Raw genomic sequence first — 15956 nt, 5'->3', positions numbered from 1 at the left:
GCCTATTCGGCGGCCTCAAGCTGATCGCGGGACGCCGCCGCCATCGGATGGCCAAAATGCAAAATGCCGTCGTCGACCGGATCGCGGCGCATGTCGATACGGTCCTGCACATAATTTTGGCTGAGCCGCCAGGGCATTTCGACGGCATTTTTGGGCATGATGTGCAGCGAACGCTGGATATAGCCCGAGGAGAAATCGAAGATATTATCCTCGGTCAGGCTTGATGGATCGTCGAGGCGGGGCAGGGCGATGCTGCTGCCCTGCTTGCCCATATGATTGAGAACGCGGCAGACATATTCCGACACAATATCGGCGCGCAGCGTCCAGCTTGCATTCAAATAGCCGAACACCACCGAGAAATTGGGGATGTTGGAGAACATGCACGCCTTGTAATAGAAATGATCGGCCCAGCTGACGGCTTCGCCATCGACGCGGACGGGGATTTTGCCCGCGACCGCCAGTTTGAGGCCCGTTGCCGTGACGATGACATCGGCATCGAGATGCGCGCCCGATTTGAGCTGGATGCCGCTGGCGTCGAACCGCTCGATATGATCGGTGACGACCGAGGCCTTGCCCGCCTTCATCGCTTCGAAAAAATCGCCATCGGGGACGAGGCATAGCCGCTGGTCCCATGGATTATAGGGCGGCGTGAAGGCCTTTTCATCATAATGATCGCCCAGCGCCGCTTTCAGCCGCCTGGTGAGAAATTGTTTCACCTTTTCGGGCTTGGTGCGCGCACGCTGAAAGCCGATGCTTTGCAGCTTCACATTTTTAAAGCGGGTGATTTTATAGGCCAGCTCTTCGGGCAGGATCTTGCGAAGGAAATTGGCAAAGCCGTCCTTGGCGGGGCGGATGAAATACCAGGTCGGCGTGCGCTGAAGCATCGTCACATGGGCAGCGTCCTTTGCCATCGAGGGAACGATGGTGACGGCGGTGGCGCCCGACCCGATGACGACAATTTTCTTGCCCTTGTAATCCGCATTTTCGGGCCAGAATTGCGGGTGCCATATCTCGCCCTTGAAGGTCTCCCGCCCCGGAAAATGCGCTTCATAAGGCGCGTCATAATCATAATAGCCCGACCCCAGATGGAGCCAGCGCGCGGTGGTGGTCGAGCTTTTGCCTTCCTCATCCTCCAGCGTCACCGTCCAGCGCGCCGCCGCGCTGTCCCAGTCCGCACCGACCACCTTGCGGTTGAAGGCGATGCAGTCGCGGATGCCGCGTTCATCGACGATGCGGTTTAGATAATCGAGGATGGAGGGACCGTCGGCGATACTTTTTTCATGCGTCCACGGCTCGAACACAAAGCCCAACGTGTGCATGTCGCTGTCCGACCGGACGCCGGGATAGCGGAACAGGTCCCAGGTGCCGCCAAGCTGCGCGCGGCGTTCGACCAGGCCGAAACTGTGGTCGGGGCAATTCATCTGAAGATGGACCGCCATGCCGATGCCCGAAATGCCCGCGCCGACGATCAGCACATCCTGATCGACGGGGGCAGGGGATGAATGCGCTGACCCCGGGTCAACGGAACGCTCTGTTAACGCCGTTGCTGCCATAATATGTCTCTCCCGACTATATTTCGCTCCAGCTTACGCACCGCGTTGCATTTTGCAATCGAATTGACAGGAGTGAAAATAGAGGACCGACGGGCGAAGCGGCTTGTGACTGTCATATTATTGTCATAGGGGCGTCACGTTTTTGTCATTGACGCGCAGGGTGGGTCGCGTCCCGGGAAAAGGATTGCCTTGTGCGTCAAATCGCTGTCCTCCCCTATCGTTTCAGCGGTCCCACACAAAATGGGCCGACCGAAATTTTGCTGATCACCTCGCGCGAGACCAAGCGCTGGGTCGTGCCCAAGGGGAACCCGCTGACCGGCATGGAGCGCCATGCCGCCGCCGCGATCGAGGCGGAAGAGGAAGCCGGGGTGATCGGCGCGGTCTGTCCGACCTCGATCGGCAGCTATCAATATCGCAAGCGCCGGGCCAATGGCGCGTCGATCATGTATGATGTGGAGGTCTTTCCACTTGCGGTCACGCGCGAGTTGACCGAGTGGAAGGAAATGGACGAGCGCGAACGCAAATGGTTCGCCTTTGACGCCGCAGCCGAGGCGGTGGACGAACCTGATCTACAGGCGCTGATCCGTTCCTTTGGCGATACAGGTTTTCGTGCGGCCGCGCTGCGACGGGGGGCCGTCAGCCGGATTGGCGAAAGAACAGGGGCAAACAAGATGTTCGCATGGTTTCAGCGGCTGTTGCCGCGGCAGGGCAATTTTTTCGAGCTGTTTGAAAGCCATGCGGCGACGCTGGTGCTGGGCGCGAACGCCCTGTCCCGGCTGTTGCAGGGCGGCAGCGGGATGGCGGATCATATCCGCGAAGTGTTTGAACGCGAACACGACGCCGATGCCATCACCCGCGAAGTGTTGCAGACGGTGCGGCGCACCTTCCTGACCCCCTTTGACCGCAGCGCGATTACCGACCTGATCGTCGCGATGGACGACGCCATCGACGAAATGCAGAAAACCGCCGGCGCGATCGACCTGTATGACGTCAAGGAATTCGAACCCGAAATGTGCGACATCGCGGGGATCATCGTCGATGCCGCACGGCTGACGGCGGAGGCAATCCCCTTGCTTCAGAATATCAGCGCCAATGGACCGCGCCTGCACGAGCTGACCGAGCGGCTGGTTCGGATGGAGGGCCATGCCGATGAAATTCACAGCGCGGGCCTTAAGCGATTGTTCAAGGAACATGGGGCGTCAAACACGTCGAATTTCCTGATTGGCCGGGAAATTTACCGGCATCTTGAGCGCGTCACCGACAGTTTCGAGGATGTCGCGAACGAAATTGACGGCTTGGTCATCGACCACGCTTAGGCGGGGGCGCAGCATATGCACGAACTCGCTTATCCCTTGCTCGTCGGGCTGATCATCCTGGCGCTGGCCTTCGACTTTCTGAACGGCCTGCACGATGCGGCCAACAGCATTGCGACCGTCGTGGCGACGCGGCTGCTCAAGCCGGTGCAGGCGGTGATCTTTGCTGCCTTTTTCAACTTTGCCGCCTATTTCCTCAGCCTTGCCTTTCCCGCCTTGCACAAGGTCGCCGAAACCATCGGCGCGGGGCTGATCGACAAGGATCTGGTGACCCCGGCGGTGGTGTTCGGCGCGCTGATCGGTGCGATGTTCTGGAACATTGTCACCTGGCTGAAGGGCATTCCCTCCTCGTCCAGCCATGCGCTTGTGGGCGGGATCGTTGGTGCAGGCGTGGCCCATGCGGGCTTTGAAGGGATACAATGGACCGGCCTCAACAAGACGGTGATCGCCATTTTCCTGTCGCCGATGCTCGGCATGTTCCTTGCCATGCTGGTAATGCTGGTCAGCAGCTGGGCCTTGCGGCGGGCGACCGCCAAATTTGCCGAAAGCGCCTTTCGCTACCTCCATCTCTTTTCTTCCGCCGCCTATTCGCTCAGCCACGGGTTGAACGACGCGCAAAAGACGATGGGGATTATCGCCGTCCTCCTTTATTCGACCGGCTATCTCAGCGGCGATTTTCATGTGCCGCATTGGGTGGCTTTCGCCTGTTATGTCGCGATTGCGCTGGGCACGCTGTCGGGCGGGTGGAAGATTATCGAGACGATGGGCGGACGCATCACCAAGCTGTCGCATCATCAGGGTTTTGCCGCCTCGACCGGCGGGTCGATCATGGTGTTTACAGCCAGCCTGCTCGGCATTCCGGTGTCGACCACCCACACGATCACGGGCAGCATCATCGGCGCGGGCGTCGCGCGCCGGGCGAGCGCGGTGCGCTGGGGCGTCGCGGGCAATGTTATCGCCGCCTGGTTCATCACCATTCCGGCAAGCGCCGTTGTGGCGGCAATTTTCTATTCGCTGACGCGCCTGTTCTAAGCGGGCGGGCGGCAGCCTTCTTGCGATTCTCTTCGTTGAAGAAGGTGTCTTGGGGGGGAGGCGGCCTGCCGTCCTGCGCGCGCTGAAAAAAATTTCATATTGAAACGGGCCCGGTTTCGAAAGCTTAACCAGAGCATGGCGCGGCGCCGAAAAGATAATCCTTGTCCTCTGACGCTACGGCAAGCGTATAATAATGATAATACAGTCTAACTAACGGACACTGTTGCTTTTTTATCACCCGGCATCTCAAAAGCCCTTTCTGGCGGGTGCCCGGATTGACGGCGCAGAAACGCGGATTACTAGCTGGCTCTAATCGGTTGAAGCTCTCCCTTCCCCCTCTTCCCGGAGAGCAATGCCGCATAATGAGAGAGGATTGCTGATGAACATTCGCAATATTTTGCTGGGCGCTACCATTTTATATGCCGGGACGGTCCCCGCCCATGCCTTGGCCCAGGATGCGGGCACGACGAGCGCAGGCGCTTATGCCAATGAAATTATCGTCACGGCGACAAAGCGCTCCGAAACGCTGCAGGACACGCCGATTGCCGTGTCGGTGACGTCGGCGGCAGACATTGAAAATGCCCAGGTGCGCGACCTGCTCGACCTTCAGTCGGCGGTTCCCAGCTTGCGCGTGACGCAGCTGCAGTCGAGCGCCAACACCAATTTCATCATTCGCGGTTTCGGCAATGGCGCGAACAATGCCGGGATTGAGCCTTCGGTCGGCGTGTTCATCGACGGCGTTTATCGTTCGCGTTCGGCGGCGCAGGTCGGCGACCTGCCCAATCTGGAGCGTGTCGAGGTGCTGCGCGGTCCGCAATCGACGCTGTTCGGCAAAAACGCCTCGGCGGGTGTGATCAACATCGTCACGCAAAAGCCGCAATATGATTTCGGCGGTTCGCTCGAAGCAACCTATGGCAATTTCAATGCTGTCACGGTGAAGGGCAGCGTCACCGGTCCGATCAGCGACACGGTCGCTTTCTCGCTCGGCGGCAATTACAATCGCCGCGACGGCTATGTCTATGACGCGCATCTCGACCAGGACGTCAACGACCGCAACCGCTGGGGTGTGCGCGGGCAATTGCTGCTCGAACCGACCGACGCCCTGTCGATCCGTCTGATCGGCGATTATGACAAGATCGACGAAAATTGCTGCGCTGCCGCCAATATCATCGCGGGTCCGACCGTGGCGATCACCGATGCGCTGGTCGGCGGCCCCAGCGTCGATCCGGCCAACCCCTTCTCGTACAGGGTGTACAACAACTTCCTGTCCACGAACAAAATCCGCAATTATGGTGGTTCGGCGCAGATCGACTATGATCTGGGCTCAATTGGCCTCACATCGATCACCGCCTACCGGCAGGTGCGTGCCGATGCCAATCAGGATTCGGATTTCACCGCCGCTGACCTGATCAGCGAAAAGCGCGATAATGTCGACATCAACACCTTCACGCAGGAAATCCGTTTCACGTCGGACTTTGACGGCCCCGTCAACTTCCTGCTCGGCGGCTATTATTTCCACGAGAAGATCGACCAGTATAGCGCGCTGACCACCGGCACCGACTTCCGTGACTATGGCGATGCGCTGATCCGCGCGGCGACTGGCGGGACGCTCAACGTTCCGACACTCGAAGCGATCCTGGGCAGCGCGGAAGGCGATCCGACCAAATATCAGGGCGCTTTCTTCCGCGCCGGCGACGGCATGGTGGAAAATTACGACCTGAAAAACACCAGCTGGTCGATCTTTGGCACGGTGGATCTGGACGTGACCGACCGGCTGCGCCTGACCGCTGGGGCCAACTATACGAAGGACCGCAAGGATTTTGCGACCGACGTGGTCAGCACCGACGTGTTTTCGAGCGTCGATCTGACTGGCACTCCGTTTGAGGCGTTGAAGGCGTTCCAGTTCCAGCCGCAGTTCCTCAACGTTCCCAATGCGGTTGAGGATGGCAAGACGCGCGACAGCGACCTCGCCTGGAATGTCCGCGCCGCTTATGAGCTGACCGATACGGTCAATGTCTATGCGACCTATGCGACGGGCTTCAAGGCAAGCTCGATCAACCTGTCGCGCGACAGCCGTCCGCTGGCCGCTGATATGGAAGCGATCCGCGAGGCCGGACTTGACCTTCCCAACTTGGTGCCCGGTTCGCGCTTTGCGGGGCCGGAGGAGTCGGAAGTTTATGAAGCCGGTTTGAAGGCGCAATGGGCGCTCGCCGCGCTGAACCTTGCGGTCTTCAAACAGTCAATCAAGGGCTTCCAGTCGAACGTCTTTACCGGCACCGGCTTCGCGCTCGCCAATGCGGGCAAGCAGTCGACCTTCGGGATCGAGTTCGACGGATCGGTCCGGCCGGTGCAGGGGCTGAACCTCACCATGGCGATGACCTATCTTGACCCCAAATATGACAGCTTCGTCGGCTCGGCCTTTGGCGATCTGTCGGGGACCAAGCCCGCGGGCATTCCCGATCTGTCGGCGACCTTTGGCGGCACCTATACGCATGAATTTGCGGGCGGGACGCGCGCGATCCTGCATGCCGACTATCTGTATGAAAGCCCGACGCAGATTGTCGATGGCCTCTATGGCTTCCCGGCCAGCGTCGCCCGCGATCTGAAGCGCGAAGTGAATCAGGTCAATGCTTCCTTCACGGTCGCGCTGCCCAATGGTCTGGAAGTGGGTCTGTGGGGCCGCAACCTGACCAAATCGCAATATCTGATTTCCGTTTTCCCGTCGGTTGCCCAGCAGGGCAGTGTTTCGGGCTATGCCAACCAGCCGCGTACTTATGGCGGCACGGTTCGCTTCAAATTCTGAGGACAGGGGGAAGGCGGATCGTTCCGCCTTTCCCGGCCTCAAAAAGAAAAGGCCCGGTCATGCATGTCTATGACCGGGCCCCTTTTTGTTCAGGGCAAAAGCGTCAGAATTTAAACCCTGCACCGATGCCGTAACGCCGCGGGTCGAGCGTGAAGACATTGGTGAAGAGCCCCGACGACTGATCGGTGACATAAAGGCCCGTCACAGGCTGGCTGTCGAAGATATTCTGGATGAAGGCTTTGACGAACCAGCGCCGGTCGGGGCCGTTAAGCTGGAGCTGGGCATTGGCCTGGGCATAGCCGTTGATCTTGTTCACCCGCCCGTTGAAGATATTGCCATAGCTGTCGCCAGTATAGGTGAGGTCGAGGCGCGGCGTCAGCGATATGTCATTGGCGAAGTTGAACGTATATTGGGCGCCCGCGCTGAATTTTACCACCGGTGCCTGGGGCAGCTTGTTGCCCTTGATATTCACTTCGACGCCCGCGGGCTCGACCGCTATCCCGCCAAAGGCGGCGCCGACGGTTGCTGCATTGGCGGCAAGCACCTGGCAGATGCTGAAGGCGCCGGGTGAGTTGATCCCGCTGTTCGGCCCGAAACCAGCAGGCGCGCGAAGGCCCATGCTGTTGTTGATCGCCGCGACATAGGCGGAAGAACCCGCGCCATTGCCGGCGGTTGTTGGCACCACCGCGCAGTTCGACCCGTTGGTGATATCCTTGATGATCACGGCATCGGATCGGCCGCCCGACGGGTCGCGCGGATTGGCGAGCATCTTGTCGCTCGACACTTCGGTGTTGAGATAGCTGGCGCCGATATTGACGACAAAGTCGGGCGAGGGGGTGATGACCGCTTCGGCCTCGACACCCCAGATATTCGCATCAACATTGTCATTGACCGAGGTGCGCGCGACGATGCGGCTGAGCTGCAACCCCTTATATTTATAATAAAAGCCCGTCAGGTTGAGCTGGAGCGGGCCAAAGCGGTTCTTTGAGCCGATTTCGAACGCATTGACGATTTCGGGCGCAAAGGAGTCGGGGACGGTGAACACCGGTGCGAGCGGCGGATTGATGCCCCCCGATTTATAACCGCGCGAGTAGCTGAAATAGACGAGATTGTCGGGCGTGATTTTCCAGTCGAGCACCGCGCGGCCGGTTATTTCGTCAAAGCCGACGCTGCGTTCCTGGAACAGCTGGTTTCCAGGCAATCCGGGGTCGGCATCGAAACCGCCGACAAAGGGCGAGTCGAACGCGCTACCCGTCTGGCCAAAGGGGACAAGGAAGCTTGCGAGCGTGTTGCGTGCGCGCACCGATTTCTTGTCATTATTATAGCGCAGGCCGAGCGTCAGCTTGAGCGCATCGTTCATTTCATAATAGGCCTCCCCAAAGAAGCCATAGGAACGCACCCGCAGATCGTCAGTATTGTTGCGATAATTGGGTGTGCCGAGGAAAGAGGGCGGCAGCGGTCCATTGGGCGCGGGGGTCGTCATTGCCGTGAACGTCCCCAATATCCCGGCCGCATAATCCAGCCCGAAGGCATTCACATAATAGCTGTTTTCGGTGAGATGGCTTTTCCCGTAAATGCCCCCGAGCAGGAAGTTGAACGGTCCGTCAAAGTCGGAGCTGATGATCATTTCGCCCGACCAGGCGCTGCTGTCCTGTACTGAACGGTCAAAATCCTGCGGCGTGTCGCTGCAGATGGCGTGGCCGCCATAGACACCAAGCCCGCTGGGTTCGGCAAGCGAGGTGCAAAGCGGACCATTCGGACCATTGGGTATCAGCGCATCGGCAATCGGCTTGAAATAGGCGGCAGGAAGCCCCGGCACCTGTCCCGCCGCTGCCGCGGCGAGCGTGTTGAGCGCGACCGCATAGCCCGCGCGGTCCTGGATCGACAGATTATAGTCCTGCTGGCTGTCGACCCGCGCTTTCTGGTAAACCCCGGCCAGCGAAACGTTGAACGCGCCGAAGCTTTGTTCCAGCCGTCCCTGCACTTGCAATTCGTCCGAAAAATAGGTCGGGTTGAAATCGGTGTTCACCACGCGCGGATCGGCGATCGGCTGGAAAGAAGCCAGCGAGTCCGGCCCATAAAGGCTGCCGAGCGCAAAGGCGGTGGGAAGCCCGCGAACCGCGAAAAATTCGCGGCTGGTCAGCACGCCGGCGATGGTCGAATTGGCGTTGGTGACGCCGGGGTCGCGGCGGTTGTTGAGGCAGCCGAGCACGCCCGTTGGGTCGCGCTGGCAATATTGTTTCTGGATACGGAGGCGATTGTCATCCTCGCGGAAATAATAGCCCATCAGATCGAGCGTCGTATCGTCGCTGGGTTCCCAGCGGATCGACCCGCGCACCGCATACATGTCGCGGTCGTCGATACGGCTGCCGTCATAAAGATTTTTGGTGAAGCCGTCGCGGTTCAGGTAAAAACCGGCAACGCGAACCCCCAACGTATCGCCGAGCGGCACGTTGACCATGCCCTTGGCCTTGATGCTGTTATAATTGCCATATTCCAGTTCGCCCGACGCGCCAAAGCCCGAAAGGTCGGGCTTGGCGGTGACGACATTGACGACGCCCGACGTGGCGTTGCGGCCGAACAGCGTGCCCTGTGGCCCGCGCAGCACTTCGATGCGTTCGAGGTCGAAAAATTCGGTTTCGAACAGGCGCGTGCCGATCAAGGGCGATTCATTCTGGTGAATGGCGGTCGCGCTGTCACAGCTGACCCCGACGCACAAATCGCCGATGCCGCGAATGGTAAAGCTGGATGAGGTGAAATTCGTTTTGGTGAAGGTGACATTGGGCAGGGTGAGTTGAAGATCGGCGGGATTTTCAATCTGTTGCGCTTCCAAAGATTCCGACGAAAAGGCGCTGACCGCGATGGGGACGTCCTGCAATCGTTCGGACTGCCGCTGCGCCGTGACGACGATTTCGCCGCCAAAGGCATCGGTGTTGCTTTGGTTTTGTGCATATGCCGGGGTCGCGACCGCAACCGCCAGGATCGAAGTGCCGATCAGTGCCTTGAACTTCATTCATTCCTCCCTTTTCCGGCCCTAAAGAAGGGGGCCGCCCAAACAATTTCAGGTAAGGGGAGGGGACATCTCCATGTGATGCAACGCCATGCGCGGTCCGACTCCACCGGGCTGCGCCCGATGCGATGGAGCCGTGCAGCGCAAAGGCTGTCGGGCCAAAATGGCCTGGCTGAACAACAGATCCCACATGCCAGCGTTGCTGGTCATCGTCCTCTCCCACCGGCGTCGGGGAAAACGCCGGCCTCTCCGAATTACGACCCGTTAAGACGAGTTCTGTAATGCAATGAAGGTGCGCCTGGTTGACGAAAGCGTCAAGTCACTTATTTGAACGAAAAGTCCTGAAAAATGACGGCTCGCGCAATATCCAAAAAGGCAAGGATTCCGCAGCGTCAATCAGAACGAAAGGTGGGAAAAAAGTCGCGGCCCGCCCTTGTCTTTCCCATTATGGGAGGCGAGATGTGCGACATGTTGGCAACAGTGAAGGCGCGTCGATGAGCAAAATGGAAGTGGGACCGGACGGCAAGATCATCGTCCCCGATCATGTGCTGGACGCGGTGCGAACCCTACTCGAATGGACGGGCGACGACCCTTCGCGCGAAGGACTGCGTGATACGCCAAGGCGCGTGGCGCGGGCGTGGAAGGAATATTGTCAGGGCTATGCGGAGGATCCATCGGTTCACCTCTCGCGCACCTTTGAAGAGGTGGGCGGCTATGACGAGGTGGTGCTGCTGCGCGACATTCCCTTTCAGTCGCATTGCGAACATCATATGGCGCCGATCACCGGCAAGGCCTCGATCGCCTACCTGCCCAAGGACCGGGTGGTCGGCATTTCGAAACTGGCGCGCGTGCTCAACGGCTATGCCCGCCGCCTGCAGGTGCAGGAACGGCTGACCGCTGAAGTCGCGCAGTGCATCTGGGACCATCTCCAGCCGCATGGCGTTGCCGTAGTGATCGACGCCCAGCATGGCTGCATGACCGGGCGCGGGGTGCGGACCCCCGGCGTCGGCATGGTGACGAGCCGCCTGCTCGGCGTCTTCCTAGAAGATGACCGCAGCCGCAAGGAAGTGCTGAGCCTGATGGGCTATTGAGCGCAGCAGGCGGGGGGCGTTTTTTAACCCCTTTCGTTTGAGATGTAGCGCGCGGGGCGGGGGCCAGTTTGTGCAGCGCCGCCTTTGTCCGCCCCCGCTGCGGCTAACGAACAAGCTCGCGAGTCTCGCTGCCCCTTCCGCCTGCGTGAGGGGCAAGGCGTCGGCGGCATGGCCGTTGCCCCCTTTTGATATTTTCTGCATTCTTGTCGGCCAAAGAAAAAGCTCCGGAACGCGGGGTTCCGGAGCCTTTCTGTCTCGTGCGAGAGGAAGGAAAGCTTAAGCTTCCTTGTCTTCCTCGTCAGCGGCCGGAGCTTCGTCCGCATCCGATTCAGCTTCGCTTTCCGAAGGCGGGGTGCCTTCTTCAAACTCGTCTTCGCTGTCGGGTTCGAGGGCGGCGGCAGCCATGGCAGCCTGTTCTTCTTCGAACATGGCGGCGATGACGTCGATGCCGTCCTTCTGCATTTCGGCTTCGTCAGGCGAGCGCGCGACGTTGACGTTGACGGTTACGACAACTTCGGGGTGCAGCTTTACCTTGACGTCGAACAGGCCCAGCGACTTGATCGGGCGTTCCAGCTCGATCATGGCCTTGGTCACGTTCTCCACGCCGTTTTCAATCAGGGCCTCGACAATGTCGCGCACCGAAACCGAGCCGTAAAGCTGCCCGGTGTTCGACGCCTGACGGATCAGGATGACCTGCTTGCCGTCGACATCCTTGGCGTGGCTTTCGGCTGCGCTGCGGCGTTCGGCGTTGTCCGCCTCAATCTTTGCGCGGTTCGCTTCGAACAGCTTGCGATTGGCATCATTGGCGCGCAGCGCCTTGTTGTTGGGCAGAAGATAGTTGCGCGCAAAGCCGTTCTTGACGGTGACGACATCGCCGATACCGCCCAGTTTCTCGATACGTTCGAGCAGGATGATTTCCATCGGACCAGCCCTCCTTACTTCACAATATAGGGCAGCAGGCCGATGTGGCGCGCGCGCTTGATCGCGCGGGCCAGCTCACGCTGCTTCTTGGTGGACACCGCGGTGATCCGCGACGGGACGATCTTGCCACGCTCCGACAAATAGCCCTGGAGCAGACGAACGTCCTTGTAATCAATGACCGGTGCGTCCTTCTGGCTGAAGGGGCAGGTCTTGCGGCGACGGAAAAAGGGTCGTGCCATGGTCTTTCTCCTTAATCTTCGCGGTCACGGCCGCGGCCGCCACGACGTTCCTGCTTGCGCATCATGACCGACGGGCCTTTTTCCAGCTCGTCGACGCGGATCGTCATCCAACGGATAATATCTTCGTTGATCGCCGCCTGACGCTCGATCTCGGCGACGGCTTCGCCCGGCGCTTCAGCCGACAACATCACATAATGACCCTTGCGGTTCTTCTGGATCTTGTAGGCGAGCTGCTTCAGGCCCCAGGTTTCGGTCTTGTGAACCTCACCCTTATATTCGGTAATGATATTGGTGACGGTTTCCGCCAGCGCGTCGACCTGTGATTGGGACAGGTCCTGACGCGCGATAAAGACATGCTCGTAAAACGGCATGGTGCGCTTCCTTCATTTTGGCCGATCGCTGATTTCGCGCCGATCGCGAAACCCCTCCGGCTGTCGTCCGGCTTTGCGTAACCTGTGCAAAGCAAACGGGGCGACAGGCACAAGGCCTCGCCCCGAATAGCCGCGCCTATACAGATATTGGCGCGGGAATCAAGCCGCCTTATCCCGCAATTCCGGCAATCGGCGCCGCTGCCAGCGCGGCAGGCGCCGCCAACTGCGCCAGCAGATGCTGCCCAAATTCGGTCAGCGTATCGTCGCGCGCGCCCAGAATGAAGATGCGGTCCCCGGCGCGGGCCTCGGCCAGCATGGCCTCGCCGCATTCCGCGCGGGTGGGAAGGTGGACGGCGGTTCCGCCGCCCACGACAATATCGGCGACCAGCGCCTCGCTGCCGATGCTGCGGTCAACGGTTCCGCCAAAATAGACGGGATCGCAAATATAAAGCCGGTCGTCCGCGCGCATCCCCTTGGCAAAGCTCGCCGCCAGTTCCTTGCCCATCTGGCGCAGCGGACCATAGCCGTGCGGCTGGAAAAAGATCAGCGCGCGGCCCGGCAATTCGGCGGCGGCGGCCAGTGTGGCCGCGACCTTGTCGGGATTATGCGCGAAATCGTCGATGACGGTCACATCCCCCGCCTGGCCCAGCACTTCATAGCGGCGCGCGAGCCCTGCAAATTCGCTGAGCGCGGCAACCGACTGACCCACCGATATGTTGAGCGCGCGCGCGGCCGCGATGGCGGCCAGCGCATTCATCGCATTGTGGCGCCCCGGCATGCGCAGGCGCGCCTCGTGCCGGTCGCCTGCGAAATGGATGGCAAAGCGGCAGCCATCGTCGAGCGGCTCGAACTCGCTGCCGCGCATCGCGGCTTCGTCCGAAAAGCCAAAGCGGATGACATTGCCGCCGCGCAGCAGGGGCGCCGATTCCGGATCATCGGCGTTGACCACGGCGATGCGCGCCTTGGCTGCGAAATCGCCGAACAGGGAGTGGAGTTCCTCCAGGCTCTTGTGGTCGAGGCTGATGTTGGTGACCACCGCGACATCGGGCCGATAAAGCGCGATCGACCCGTCACTTTCATCGACTTCGCTGACATAGGCGGCGGCGTCGCCTGCCAGCGCGCTGGCAAAGGGGCGGTCGGGCCCCGCGAAGTTACGCATCACCGCGCCATTCATCACCGTGGGATCGCGGCCAGCCTGCGACAGGATCCAGGCGATCATGCCAGTGACGGTCGATTTGCCGCTCGTCCCCCCGACGCCGACGCCGTGCGCCGCCTCGTTGAACAGCGCGGCGTTGAGGTCGGCGCGCGTCATCCGCGGCAGGCCCAGCGCCTTGGCGGCAGCCATGTCGGGCACGCTATCCTCTACCGCGGCCGAGGCGATCATCACCTGCCCGGCGGCGGGGCCGCTGCCATCCTGCGGGAAGAGGGCGATGCCTTGCCCCTCCAGCCAGGCGAATTTGTCGGGCGAGCGCCCCTGGTCGCGGCTGCGATCGGAACCCGCGACCGCCGCCCCGCGCGCGGCAACAATCATCGCCAGCGGCAGCATGCCCGATCCGCCAATGCCGCAAAAGAAATAGGATTTGTCTTTGCCCATGGCCCCGCGATATGGCCTTGGCGACGGCTTTGCAACTGCGGTGCATGTCCATGCAGGAAAGCGCCGCAGTCAGCCTCGCCGTCACCTCGGACTTGATCCGGGGTCCATTGTCCGGCGCTGTTCTGGTGGGCCCGGATCAAGTCCGGGGTGACGATCACAGGAAAGTGGACAATGCGTATCGGAATAGTCGCCCCCTCAACCCCCATATTGCCCGATGATGCAGAGGCGGTGCGTGCAATTGCCAGCATCGGCTATCCCGAGGTTGAGCTGGTCTTTGATGAGCAATGCTTCGCGGTCCACGGCCATTTCGCGGGCGAGGACGGGCATCGTTTCGCGGCGCTGGTTGAAATGGCGAACCGCCCCGATATCGACGCCATCTGGTTTGCGCGCGGCGGCTATGGCGCCTGCCGTATTGCCGAGGATGCGGTGCGCGCGATGACTGATGCCGCGCGCGGCAAGGCTTTCCTTGGCTATTCGGATCAGGGCAATTTGCTCGCCGCCCTTTATCGTGAGGGTTTCGACCATGTCGCCCATGGACCGATGGTCGCCGATATTCGCCGCGAGGGCGGCGATGCCGCCGTCACGCGGGCGCTCGACTGGCTCGTCGCCCGCGATCCGGCCGCGTGCGAGGGTGCGCTGGCGCATGGCGCGCGTCACGCCGCCTTCAACCTGATGACCTTGTCGATGCTGCTCGGCACCCCGCTCGAACCCGATCTTGCGGGCCATGTGCTGATCGTCGAGGAGGTCAGCGAATATCTCTACGCCTTCGACCGCGCCTTCTTCCATGTCGCCTCGACGCTTGGCCCGCGCGGGCTGGCGGGGCTGCGGCTGGGCCGGGTCAGCGATATCCCGGAAAATGACCGTCCCTTTGGCATGGAGGCGGAGGAGATCGCGCGCCATTGGTGCGAGCGTTGCGCCATCCCGTGGCTGGGCCGGGCGGACATAGGCCATGACGCGGCGAATAAGGTGGTGCCCTTCGGCTTGCATCGCGCGGAGTGAGCGAATAGGCGGCGCAACATGTGAGAATAGCAACCGCCCCCGCCCTTTGCGGGGAGCGACGATAGAGGAACAGGGTCATGCGCGCATTCATCTTTCCGGGTCAGGGCAGCCAGTCGGTCGGCATGGGCAAGGCGCTTGCCGATGCGTCGAGCGTCGCCCGCGAACTGTTTCAGGAAGTCGACGACGCCCTTGGCCAGCATCTCTTCAAGCTGATGAGCGAGGGGCCGGAAAGCGAACTGACCCTTACCGAAAATGCCCAGCCTGCAATCATGGCCAATGCCGTCGCCACCTTGCGCGTGCTCGAAAAGGAAGGCGGGGTGACGCTGGCGGCAAAGGCCGATTATGTCGCGGGGCACAGCCTTGGCGAATATAGCGCGCTGTGCGCGGCGGGCGCCTTCGACGTTGCCACCACCGCGCGCCTTTTGAAAAAGCGTGGGCAGGCGATGCAGGCGGCGGTGCCCGTCGGCGTCGGCGCCATGGCCGCGCTGCTTGGCGCCGATATCGACACCGCGCAAAAGCTGGCCGATGCGGCGGCCGAAGGCGAAGTCTGCACCGTCGCCAATGACAATGACCCCTCGCAGGTTGTCATCTCTGGCCACAAGGGCGCGGTCGAACGCGCGGTCGCGATGGTGAAGGATTATGGCATCAAGCGGGGTGTGTTGCTGCCCGTTTCGGCGCCCTTCCACTGCCCGCTGATGCAACCTGCCGCCGATGCGATGGCCGAGGCGCTGGGCGCAAACCCGCCCGCCGCGCCGCTGGTCCCCGTCATCGCCAATGTCACCGCCGGCCCGATCAGCGATGCCGGCGAAATTCGCGAACGCCTGGTCGAACAGGTCACCGGCCGCGTCCGCTGGCGCGAAAGCGTGGGCGCGATGGAAGAAATCGGCGTGACGCATTTCGTCGAATTCGGCGGCAAGGTCCTCTCCCCCATGGTCAAGCGCAGCGCGACCGGCGAGGTCGAGACGGTGAGCCTGCTGTCGATGGACGATATCGAGGCATTGCTCAAAACGCTTTAATTCAGAAATAAGGA

12 protein-coding genes are annotated in these 15956 nt (G+C 61.0%); 6 read left to right on the top strand and 6 right to left on the bottom strand.

Translation table 11 applies throughout. The annotated features are described in order from the left end of the window. Nucleotides 1-2: 2 nt before the first annotated feature. Nucleotides 3-1553 (bottom strand): flavin-containing monooxygenase, encoded by a 1551-nt coding sequence (locus JV18_RS0105640; RefSeq protein WP_081944694.1) that lies wholly within the window; start codon nucleotides 1551-1553, stop codon nucleotides 3-5. Nucleotides 1554-1744: 191 nt separating this feature from the next. On the opposite strand from JV18_RS0105640, the gene JV18_RS0105635 reads away from it, so the two are divergent. From JV18_RS0105635 to JV18_RS0105625, 3 genes are all read left to right on the top strand, one after another. Beyond that, nucleotides 1745-2869 (top strand): DUF47 family protein, encoded by a 1125-nt coding sequence (locus JV18_RS0105635; protein ID WP_200879071.1) that lies wholly within the window; start codon nucleotides 1745-1747, stop codon nucleotides 2867-2869. A 15-nt stretch (nucleotides 2870-2884) separates the two neighbouring features. Then, nucleotides 2885-3898 carry an inorganic phosphate transporter gene (locus JV18_RS0105630; RefSeq protein WP_033073752.1) on the top strand — a complete coding sequence of 338 codons (1014 nt, stop codon included), beginning with the start codon at nucleotides 2885-2887 and terminating at the stop codon, nucleotides 3896-3898. Between the two features lie 379 nt (nucleotides 3899-4277). Further along, complete coding sequence (locus JV18_RS0105625; protein ID WP_033073751.1) at nucleotides 4278-6701, top strand: TonB-dependent receptor; 2424 nt, start codon at nucleotides 4278-4280, stop codon at nucleotides 6699-6701. Nucleotides 6702-6804: 103 nt separating this feature from the next. On the opposite strand, the gene JV18_RS0105620 is transcribed toward JV18_RS0105625, so the two are convergent. Further along, nucleotides 6805-9714, bottom strand: coding sequence for a TonB-dependent receptor (locus tag JV18_RS0105620; protein WP_052071758.1), 2910 nt, complete (start codon nucleotides 9712-9714; stop codon nucleotides 6805-6807). A gap of 491 nt (nucleotides 9715-10205) precedes the next feature. Between JV18_RS0105620 and folE the strand changes: the two genes are divergently transcribed. Further along, nucleotides 10206-10802 carry a GTP cyclohydrolase I FolE gene (folE, locus tag JV18_RS0105615; RefSeq protein ID WP_033073750.1) on the top strand — a complete coding sequence of 199 codons (597 nt, stop codon included), beginning with the start codon at nucleotides 10206-10208 and terminating at the stop codon, nucleotides 10800-10802. Nucleotides 10803-11078: 276 nt separating this feature from the next. Here the strand turns inward: folE and rplI are convergent, their stop codons facing one another. From rplI to JV18_RS0105595, 4 genes are all read right to left on the bottom strand, one after another. Beyond that, on the bottom strand, nucleotides 11079-11723 hold the full coding sequence (rplI, locus tag JV18_RS0105610) for a 50S ribosomal protein L9 (RefSeq protein WP_033073749.1): 645 nt from the start codon (nucleotides 11721-11723) through the stop codon (nucleotides 11079-11081). Nucleotides 11724-11737: 14 nt separating this feature from the next. Then, on the bottom strand, nucleotides 11738-11962 hold the full coding sequence (gene rpsR, locus JV18_RS0105605; RefSeq protein ID WP_033073748.1) for a 30S ribosomal protein S18: 225 nt from the start codon (nucleotides 11960-11962) through the stop codon (nucleotides 11738-11740). Between the two features lie 11 nt (nucleotides 11963-11973). Then, nucleotides 11974-12333, bottom strand: a complete 360-nt coding sequence (rpsF, locus tag JV18_RS0105600; RefSeq protein WP_033073747.1) for a 30S ribosomal protein S6 — start codon at nucleotides 12331-12333, stop codon at nucleotides 11974-11976. 169 nt (nucleotides 12334-12502) lie between these two features. Continuing rightward, nucleotides 12503-13927: a Mur ligase family protein gene (locus JV18_RS0105595; protein ID WP_052071757.1), complete on the bottom strand. Its 1425-nt coding sequence runs from the start codon at nucleotides 13925-13927 to the stop codon at nucleotides 12503-12505. Between the two features lie 171 nt (nucleotides 13928-14098). Here JV18_RS0105595 and JV18_RS0105590 point away from each other — a divergent pair, with 171 nt between their 5' ends. Both JV18_RS0105590 and fabD read left to right on the top strand, forming a co-directional pair. Beyond that, nucleotides 14099-14926: an LD-carboxypeptidase gene (locus tag JV18_RS0105590; protein WP_033073746.1), complete on the top strand. Its 828-nt coding sequence runs from the start codon at nucleotides 14099-14101 to the stop codon at nucleotides 14924-14926. 77 nt (nucleotides 14927-15003) lie between these two features. Next, nucleotides 15004-15942, top strand: a complete 939-nt coding sequence (fabD, locus tag JV18_RS0105585; RefSeq protein ID WP_033073745.1) for an ACP S-malonyltransferase — start codon at nucleotides 15004-15006, stop codon at nucleotides 15940-15942. Nucleotides 15943-15956: the final 14 nt, after the last annotated feature.

Origin of the sequence: Sphingopyxis sp. MWB1 (assembly GCF_000763945.1) — a bacterium.
Classification (GTDB): Bacteria; Pseudomonadota; Alphaproteobacteria; order Sphingomonadales; family Sphingomonadaceae; genus Sphingopyxis.
Note: the sequence above shows the minus strand (reverse complement) of the source record. Positions and strands in the feature narration are given on the sequence as shown.